The organism is Pseudomonas sp. P5_A2_2 (assembly GCF_054177685.1).
Map to the genome: position 1 here is coordinate 1 of NZ_JBGCUL010000239.1, position 5903 is coordinate 5903.

Here is a 5903-nt window from a genome sequence, read left to right on the forward strand (position 1 = left end):
CACTTCCCCTTGCCGGGTGTGTAGAGGACTTTCACCTCCAAGTCACCAGCGAGGCCACCACAGCCAAGCTGGTTGCGCTTACGCGCAACGCGCCATGCCTGGCGCACAAACAAAAAGCCCCGCCATTCACATGGCGGGGCTTTTGTTTTTCAGCAACCGGTCACTCAGACCATCGGATCGCCAACGTGCAGGATCTTCATGCCGTTGGTGCCGCCGGTGGTGTGGTAGCTGTCGCCCTTGGTCAGGATGACCCAGTCGCCTTTTTCCACTACGCCGCGCTTGACCAGCTCGTCGATCGCCTTTTGGCTGACTTCGTTCGGCGCCAGCGAAGCCGGATCGAACGGGATGGTGTACACGCCACGGAACATCGCCGCTCGAGCCTGGGCTTCGCGGTGTGGGGTGAACGCGTAGATCGGCACCGAGGAGCGGATGCGCGACATGATCAGCGGGGTGTAGCCACTTTCGGTCAGGGCGATGATCGCCTTCACGCCCGGGAAGTGGTTGGCGGTGTACATGGTCGCCAGTGCGATGCTTTCGTCGCAGCGCTCGAACTCTTTGCCGATGCGGTGGCTGGAGGTCTTGCTGGTCGGATGCTTTTCGGCACCGATGCAGATGCGCGCCATGGCCTGAACGGCTTCCAGCGGGTACAGGCCAGCGGCGCTTTCCGCCGAGAGCATCACGGCATCGGTGTAGTCGAGCACGGCGTTGGCTACGTCGGACACTTCAGCGCGGGTCGGCATCGGGTTCTGGATCATCGACTCCATCATCTGGGTCGCGACGATCACCGCCTTGTTGTGGCGGCGTGCGTGCAGAATGATCTTTTTCTGGATGCCCACCAGCTCGGCGTCGCCGATTTCCACACCCAGGTCGCCACGGGCAACCATCACCGCGTCGGACGCCTTGATCAGGCCGTCGAGGGTTTCGTCGTCGGCCACGGCTTCGGCGCGTTCGATCTTCGCCACCAGCCAGGCAGTGCCACCGGCTTCGTCGCGCAGTTGACGGGCGTATTCCATGTCGGCGGCGTCACGCGGGAAGGATACCGCGAGGTAGTCGACTTCCATTTCCGCAGCGAGCTTGATGTCAGCCTTGTCTTTTTCAGTCAGGGCCGGAGCGGTCAGGCCGCCACCGCGACGGTTGATGCCTTTGTGGTCGGACAGCGGACCGCCGATGGTCACGGTGCAGTGCAGTTCGGTGGCGGTGGCGGTATCGACGCGCATCACCACGCGGCCGTCGTCTAGCAGCAGCTCGTCGCCCACGCCGCAGTCCTTGACCAGGTCCGGGTAGTCGATGCCGACCACTTGCTGGTTGCCTTCGGTCAGAGGATGGCTGGTGGAGAAGGTGAATTGATCACCGATCTTCAGCTCGATCTTCTTGTTGGCGAATTTGGCGATACGGATTTTCGGGCCTTGCAGATCACCCAGCAGGGCGACGAAGCGGCCGTGTTTGGCGGCGAGGTCACGCACCAGCTTCGCGCGAGCCTTGTGCTCGTCGGGGGTGCCGTGGGAGAAGTTCAGGCGGGCGACGTCCAGGCCAGCCAGAATCAGCTGTTCGAGAACTTCCGGCGAGTTACTGGCCGGGCCAAGGGTAGCGACGATTTTGGTACGACGGACGGACATGCAAAGACTCCTGAGTTCAAGCGCTGAGTGAGGCTACTATGCTCCGATGTTGTAGTCATTGTTCGTTTGCACTACTTATTTCTTTCTTTATTGAACCCTGCAACTTTACGTCCGGCAGCCTGAAGATTTCCGACCATGGGCCGATACAGGGCACAAGACAGGAGATCCCCCATGCGATTCGTGCTCATTGCCGCCCTTGCCCTTAGCGCCCTCAGCGCCACGGGCTGCACCCGTTGGTCGATGAACCATCATTTGAACAATGCCTACAGCGCCTATGACCGGGGCAATTGCGAGCAGGTGATGCTCGAACTGTCCAAGGTCGAACGCGACAGCCGCGCGCGGCCTTACGTGTGGCCGGAAGTGTCGATGATGCGCGGCCTGTGCCTGGAGCGACAGAAGATGTTTATCGACGCGGCCAAGACCTATCAGTTCATCATGGCGTCCTATCCACAGAGCGAGTACGCCTACCGTGCCCATGCCCGCATTGAAACCCTGCAGAGCCTGGGCCACTATCCGACGCGCAGTGCGGCGGCCGTTAAACCGACGCAGTTCTGATGTCGATAACCCTCTGATCGCTGGCTCCCCGGCGGTGCTGAGCTATAGTCCAATGAACCGGTTTTAGAGCGTTGCCTCTGATGAGCCGGGGCAACACCTGTGACCGGCACAAGCAAGACTCTGCGCTACAAGGAATGGCGCACCGGAAGCAGGGAGAGCGGGCAAAGATTTAATGCGTACCCGTTCCGAAGCAGTAGTGCGGCTCTGCTTAAGAGCCTTGCATAGCGAAATTGCACATGTTCACCGACCGCCGAATCGAGCGGCATCAATTGCCGTACTTCCTGAAAGTGTTCAACGGCATCACCGGCAAACCCATCGGCAATCTGGGCAATGTCTGCGAAGACGGGCTGATGCTGATCAGCCAGTTGCCGATGATGATCGGCRCCGACTTCAACCTGCGTCTGAAAATTCCCGGTATCGAAGGTGGCCAGCAGATCATCGATCTGCAAGCCTGTTGTCTGTGGTGCCACGAAGACGCAACCCCCCAACATTACGACACCGGGTTCAGCCTGCAACGGGCGCCGCCGGAGTATGGGCATTTGGTCGAGGCGTTGAAGCAGTATTTCAGTTTTCTGCCGTTGCCGGCTTCGGCTTGAGATCACCGGGAAACCGGCTGTGAGTGATTGCTCAGGCTCAAACTCCGGCTCTTTTCCAGCCCAGGTAACGCGTCACCAACGCAGCCCCTAACTCGCCGGGTCGCGCATCCATCACCAGTACTCCATGAGCGTTCAAGCGCTCATGGAGTTCGGCGCGTGTATTGAGGTAGTCCACGGTCCCGCAATAGGCCAGCGCCTCGGGCAAGGTCTGCACCGGTGACTGACGCAGGGTGTCGAGTACGTCTTCGCGCAGGCTCGCGACCAGCACCTGATGTTGCTGGCTCAGGCGGTTGACCGCCGAGAGCAACTCATCGTCGTCCTCTTCGCGCAGGCTGGTTACCAGCACCACCAGTGCCCGGCGTTTTTGCCGTGCCAGCAGTTGCGTTGCCGCGGCTTGATAGTCGGCGCTGCGTTGGCTGCTGTTCAAGTCATAAACGCTGTTGAGCAGGGTGTTGAGATGGCTGGTGCCTTTTACCGGTGCAAGGTAGCGCGGCGGTTCGCTGGCAAAGGTACTCAGGCCCACCGCGTCGCCCTGACGCAGCGCGACGTAGCTGAGCAACAGACAGGCGTTGAGGGCGTGRTCGAAGTGCGACAGCTCATCATCCTGGCTGCGCATGTGTCGGCCGCAGTCGAGCATGAACATGATCTGTTGATCACGTTCGTCCTGATACTCCCGGGCAATCGGCATGCGCTGGCGGGCAGTGGCTTTCCAGTCGATCTGGCGCAGGCTGTCGCCCTCGCGAAATTCGCGCAATTGATGGAATTCCAGACCCAGGCCCCGTCGTTGTTTCTGACGTACGCCAAGCTGGCTGAGCCAGTTGTCCACCGCCAGTAGTTGCCCTTCATAGAGGCGGGCGAAGTCGGGGTAGACGCGGGTGGCATCGGGCAGGTCGAGCAAACGCCCGTCCGACCAGAGCCCCAATGGGCTCGGCAGGTTGATTTCGCAGCGTTCGAAGGTGAAGTGACCGCGCTTGAGCGGGCGCAGGCGATAACCGGCCAGGCTGTGCCGACCAGGTCGCAGTTCGACCGTCAGGGGCAGGTGTTCGAAGCTCAGGCCCGGCGGCACGTGGTCGAAGACTTGTATGTTCAGCGGTTGCGAAAAGTCGTGTTCGACAGTCAGCTGCACTTCGCTCCATCGACCCAGCGCCAGGCTGCCGGGCATCTGGCGTTTCAGCCGCGGCGAAGGCAGGCGCTTCACGCGCACCGCATCCAGCAGGGCCAGGGCCAGCAGCGCCAGGAGCAATCCCCAATTGATCGCCATGAGATTCGCCGCAACTGCGAACTCCAATGCCCGCAAAGTGCCCGACACAATGGTGCAGGCCAGCAGGATCAACAGCCAGGCGAGCATCAGGCGCGAGGGTTTCACAGGCGCGGCGCCGGCACTTGGTCGAGCATCTGTCGGAGCACCTGATCGACATCCAGGCCCTCGATGTCCAGCTCCGGCGCGATGCGTACGCGATGGCGCAGCACGGCCAGGGCGCAGCCCTTGATGTCATCCGGAATCACGAACTCACCACCGCGCAGCAGCGCGCGGGCCCGGGCACATCGCACCAGCGCAATGGACGCCCGAGGCCCGGCGCCGAGGATCAGGCCGGGCCAGTTGCGGGTGGAGCGGGCCAGGCGCACGGCGTAATCGAGCACCTGATCGTCCAGCGACAGGTCGCTGGCGATGCGTTGCAGGGCCAGTACATCCCTGGCCTGCAACAACGTGCGCATCGGTTGGACATCGAGCATGTCGGCCCGGGTCGAGCGGCTGACCTGACGGACCATGTTCAACTCCTGGTCGGCGTCGGGGTAATCCATGCGTACCTTGAGCATGAAGCGATCCAGTTCGGCTTCCGGTAGCGGATATGTACCTTCCTGTTCGATGGGGTTTTGCGTGGCGAGCACCATGAACGGCTGTGCGATGGGCAGAGCACGGCCTTCGAGGGTGACTTGCCGCTCCTGCATGGCTTCGAGCAGCGCCGCCTGGGTTTTCGCCGGGGCGCGGTTGATCTCGTCGGCCAGTAGCAGGTTGGTGAACAACGGGCCCTTGCGCAGTTTGAATTGCTCGGTCTGCAAGTCATACACGGCATGCCCGGTGACGTCGCTGGGCATCAGGTCCGGGGTGAACTGGATGCGCGCGAACTCACCGCCGAAGCAGCGGGCGAGGGCGCGCACCAACAGGGTCTTGCCCAAGCCCGGTACGCCTTCGAGCAGCACATGGCCGCCGGCGATCAGCGCCGTCAGGACGTCGTCGATCACGCGGTCCTGGCCGATCAGGGCTTTTTGCAATTCATTACGTACGGCCTGGGCCAGGTGGCTGGCACGCTGACGTTGTTGAGCGGCATGGTCCGGTACGTCGGGCTCGATCGGTTGACTCATAGTGAGTTCCTCAAGGATTGCAGGTGGGCGACCTGACGGCTGAATTCAACGCTGGTAAGTCGTTGCTTCGGTCGCGGGCTCATGGCCTGGCTGATAGTGCGTGTGGGTTGGCCGGTCAGGCGCGCAAGCACCAGCCATTGTTCGGTAACGGCGAGTTGTTCAAAGCCGGGATGGCGACGCCGCACGCGCCGCAGAATGTCTTGCTGCAAGGCTTGCAGCAGGCCGGCCTGACCGTTGCGGCGCAACAGGAAGTCGGCACTGGCGCGCAGGTGCTCCTGCAGTTGTCGGCGTGCTTTCGGCGCCGGTTCCAGCAATGGCCCCTGACGCACACCGAAGTGCCAGAAACCCAGACCGATCAAAGCGAACAACGCGACCAGCGCCTGGGGAAAATAACGCAGCAGCAAGGTCGGCAGGCTGTCGTGACCGGTATTGAAGATCAGTGTCACGCGGGTGTCGGCGGTCAGGTACCAGAGCAGCCAGGCATTGTCGTACCGGTCGATGGCCGGGGTTTTCCACAAGTCGGCATCGGTGACCACGATGATCGAACCGAGACCGTAACCGAGCTGCATCATGTGTGTGGCCCTGGCGCTGTTGGCCCAGGCCTGGGCGAGGTTTTTCGGGTCTTCGAGATGGAACGCGGTATCGAAACCGGCATAGGCCGGGGCGTCTTCGTTTTCCAGATAGAGCCTGGTCAGTTGCGGGTACGGATCGTCACCGACACCCGGCGGCGGGTCCTTGAGGTCTTTGCTCAGGGACTGGCGCAGTTGCACCC

At 61.9% G+C, this 5903-nt stretch carries 6 protein-coding genes; 2 read left to right on the forward strand and 4 right to left on the reverse strand.

Annotated features, from left to right (window positions below):
- Positions 1-164: 164 nt before the first annotated feature.
- The gene (gene pyk, locus ACXRVY_RS15050; RefSeq protein WP_223463886.1) at positions 165-1616 is read right to left on the reverse strand and encodes a pyruvate kinase; all 1452 of its coding nucleotides are present in this window, start codon (positions 1614-1616) and stop codon (positions 165-167) included.
- 171 nt (positions 1617-1787) lie between these two features.
- Between pyk and ACXRVY_RS15055 the strand changes: the two genes are divergently transcribed.
- Together ACXRVY_RS15055 and ACXRVY_RS15060 are read left to right on the forward strand one after the other, a co-directional pair.
- Positions 1788-2171 carry a tetratricopeptide repeat protein gene (locus tag ACXRVY_RS15055; protein ID WP_223463885.1) on the forward strand — a complete coding sequence of 128 codons (384 nt, stop codon included), beginning with the start codon at positions 1788-1790 and terminating at the stop codon, positions 2169-2171.
- Positions 2172-2407: 236 nt separating this feature from the next.
- Positions 2408-2767, forward strand: a complete 360-nt coding sequence (locus ACXRVY_RS15060) for a PilZ domain-containing protein (RefSeq protein ID WP_458237673.1) — start codon at positions 2408-2410, stop codon at positions 2765-2767.
- Positions 2768-2804: 37 nt separating this feature from the next.
- On the opposite strand, the gene ACXRVY_RS15065 is transcribed toward ACXRVY_RS15060, so the two are convergent.
- From ACXRVY_RS15065 to ACXRVY_RS15075, 3 genes are all read right to left on the reverse strand, one after another.
- The gene (locus ACXRVY_RS15065) at positions 2805-4133 is read right to left on the reverse strand and encodes a DUF58 domain-containing protein (RefSeq protein WP_223463883.1); all 1329 of its coding nucleotides are present in this window, start codon (positions 4131-4133) and stop codon (positions 2805-2807) included.
- On the reverse strand, positions 4130-5131 hold the full coding sequence (locus ACXRVY_RS15070; protein ID WP_223463882.1) for an AAA family ATPase: 1002 nt from the start codon (positions 5129-5131) through the stop codon (positions 4130-4132). Before ACXRVY_RS15070 ends, ACXRVY_RS15065 begins: the two co-directional genes overlap by 4 nt.
- Positions 5128-5903 (reverse strand): DUF4350 domain-containing protein (locus ACXRVY_RS15075; RefSeq protein WP_458237674.1); only part of this gene is annotated, 776 nt, incomplete at its 5' end. The genes ACXRVY_RS15070 and ACXRVY_RS15075, both read right to left, overlap by 4 nt.

Coding starts and splice junctions, on each gene's coding strand:
- pyk (WP_223463886.1), bottom strand. CDS start 1,616: ATGTCCGTCCGTCGTACCAAAATCGTCGCTACCCTTGGCCCGGCCAGT.
- ACXRVY_RS15055 (WP_223463885.1), top strand. CDS start 1,788: ATGCGATTCGTGCTCATTGCCGCCCTTGCCCTTAGCGCCCTCAGCGCC.
- ACXRVY_RS15070 (WP_223463882.1), bottom strand. CDS start 5,131: ATGAGTCAACCGATCGAGCCCGACGTACCGGACCATGCCGCTCAACAA.